Source organism: Stenotrophomonas sp. HMWF003 (genome assembly GCF_003061285.1).
GTDB lineage: Bacteria > Pseudomonadota > Gammaproteobacteria > Xanthomonadales > Xanthomonadaceae > Stenotrophomonas > Stenotrophomonas maltophilia_AP.
Genome location: NZ_QAIW01000135.1, coordinates 1 through 2,654 on the forward strand (window position 1 = coordinate 1; position 2,654 = coordinate 2,654).

The 2,654-nt window shown below is 65.6% G+C and carries 2 protein-coding genes and 1 pseudogene; all 3 read right to left on the reverse strand.

The window, feature by feature from the left end:
- Window positions 1-330: 330 nt before the first annotated feature.
- Entirely contained in the window at window positions 331-1,209 is an 879-nt protein-coding gene (gene tsf / locus DBR34_RS05210; protein WP_128095982.1) for a translation elongation factor Ts, read from the reverse strand.
- Window positions 1,210-1,335: 126 nt separating this feature from the next.
- On the reverse strand, window positions 1,336-2,160 hold the full coding sequence (rpsB, locus tag DBR34_RS05215) for a 30S ribosomal protein S2 (RefSeq protein ID WP_128095983.1): 825 nt from the start codon (window positions 2,158-2,160) through the stop codon (window positions 1,336-1,338).
- Between the two features lie 211 nt (window positions 2,161-2,371).
- Window positions 2,372-2,654: pseudogene (locus DBR34_RS21220) on the reverse strand (molecular chaperone); the annotation flags it as partial.

Here is a 2,654-nt window from a genome sequence, read left to right on the forward strand (position 1 = left end):
CCCCTGGGGGCTCGTGGGCGCCATGGATGGCGCCCACGAGCCCCCAGGGGTGAAGGCGCATTGCTCGCGAGGCACTGCCTCGCATGCGACTGAACGCCCAGCCGCCAGCGGCTGGGCCGGGCCGCGGAGCGGGGTTCACGGCGTGTCCCGGCAGGGGGTAAGCCTGCCAGCCCGCACGAAACCGCAAACAGCAAGGAAACCAGCTCTGCGCTTTTGCCCTGCGCTTTAACGCTTCGAAAAAAACCACCACCCACAAAAAAACCCGACCGAAGCCGGGTTTTTTCGTTGAAGCGAATCACCCCGCCATCGCCGAAGCGACGGCGTAGTGGATCAGGCCAGACCGGCCTGCTTCATCACTTCGGCGGCGTAGTCTTCCACCACCTTCTCGATGCCTTCGCCAACGGCCAGACGCTTGAAGCCCACCACGTCCGCGCCGGCAGCCTTCAGCACCTGCTCGACCGACTGGTTGGTGTCCAGCACGTACGGCTGGCCGTACAGCGTCACTTCGTTCACGATCTTGGCGATCTTGCCGCTGATGATCTTTTCCAGGATGTCGGCCGGCTTGGCCTTGTCCTTGTCGGTCATCTTGGCCAGCTCGATTTCCTTCTCCTTCGCAACGAACTCGGCCGGCACATCGGCCGCCTTGTTGTGCGGCGGGTTCATCGCAGCCACGTGCATGGCCAGGCCACGGGCCAGCTCGGCGTCGCCGCCAGCCAGTTCAACCAGCACGCCGATGCGGCCGCCGTGCACGTAGGCAGCGACGTTGTTGGTCGATTCCAGACGCACGATGCGACGCACGTCGACCTTCTCGCCGACCTTGGCAATCACCGCGGCGCGGGCTTCTTCGATCGTCTCGCCGGTCGGCAGCTTGGCCGCCTTCAGCGCGTCGATGTCGGCAGCACCCGAGCTCAGCGCGGTGGCGCCGACAGCCTTGGTGAAGTCCAGGAAGTTGCTGTCCTTGGCGACGAAGTCGGTTTCCGAGTTCACTTCCACCAGCACGGCGTTGTTGCCGTCCTGTGCAGCCACGATGATGCCTTCGGCAGCCACGCGGTCAGCCTTCTTGTCGGCCTTGGCCAGGCCGGACTTGCGCAGCCATTCGGCCGAGGCGTCGATGTTGCCGCCGTTTTCGACGAGTGCCTTCTTGCACTCCATCATGCCGGCGCCAGTGCGCTCGCGCAGTTCCTTGACCAGGGAAGCAGTGATTTCCACGGGATTTCCTCACGAAAGAAAGGGGTTGGGCCGGCATGGTGGCCGGCCCGTGTGACAGTGTCCTGTCGTCGCGCCATCGGCAGCGGACAGGAACGGTGGGCGCGTGGCGCCCACCGTGGGCCTGGATCAGGCCTGGGCTTCGCCAGCAGCCGAAGCGTCGGCGGCCGGAGCGGCAGCCTTCTTGGCCGGAGCGCGACGGGCCGGCTTGGCTTCTTCGCCAGCAGCGGCTTCGCTGAACTCTTCTTCGCGGACGGTGGCAGCGTGCGGCGCAGCAGCCTTGCCTTCCAGCACGGCGTCGGCAGCGGCGCGGGCGTACAGCTGCACGGCACGGATGGCGTCGTCGTTGCCCGGGATCGCGTAGTCGACCAGTTCCGGGTTGTAGTTGGTATCAACCACGGCGATCACCGGGATGCCGAGCTTCTTGGCTTCCTTGATGGCGATGTCTTCGTGGCCGATATCGATGACGAAGATCGCGTCCGGCAGACGGTTCATGTCCTTGATGCCGCCCAGCGAGGCTTCCAGCTTGTCGCGCTCGCGACGCAGGCCCAGCACTTCGTGCTTGACCAGCTTGTCGAAGCTGCCGTCGGTTTCGCCGGCTTCCAGTTCCTTCAGGCGGGCAACCGACTGCTTCACGGTACGGAAGTTGGTCAGGGTGCCGCCCAGCCAACGCTGGTTCATGAAGGGCATGCCGCAACGCTCGGCTTCTTCACGGATCGACTCGCGGGCGCTGCGCTTGGTGCCCAGGAACAGGATGGTGCCGCGCTTCTGCGCAACGCTGGAAATGAAGTTCATCGCGTCATTGAAGAGCGGAACGGTCTTTTCCAGGTTGATGATGTGGATCTTGCCGCGGGCGCCGAAGATGTACTGGCCCATCTTGGGGTTCCAGTAACGGGTCTGGTGGCCGAAGTGGACGCCGGCTTCCAGCATCTGACGCATGGTGACCTGAGGCATTGCAGTAACTCCTGATAGGGAACCGGCCGCCACGGGTGATAGAGGGCGGTCCGCCGTGAGGCGGGGGGTTCCGGGGTTTGGCTTCCCTGTCGCTTCCGTGACCGAACTCCTTGCGGAGCACCCCGGCACGGATATGGGCGGCAGGTGTGAATTCACCGGTGACGTCCGGTGTTGACGTATTCCCGCGCCAAGGCGGCAGGGATCCGGTCGATTATAGCCCGGTGCCGGGGGCAGGCGCAATCACGGCGGGAAGCGGGGCTTCGGCCGCATCGTTGAGCCGGGCCCGGAACTGGCCGCCGACGTAGCCATCCGGTCGCGGTGGGATGTCCCAGCGGCGGGCGCTGCGCGGCAGGACGTAGCCAGCCAGGCCGTCGATCAGCGCTTGGCGGCGCCCCTGGGCATCCACGAACACCAGGTCGGCCAAGCCGGCATGGCCGTCGCCGTCATTATAGAGGTGCAGGCGCGGGGTCGACGGGCCGCCCTCGGTGCCGACC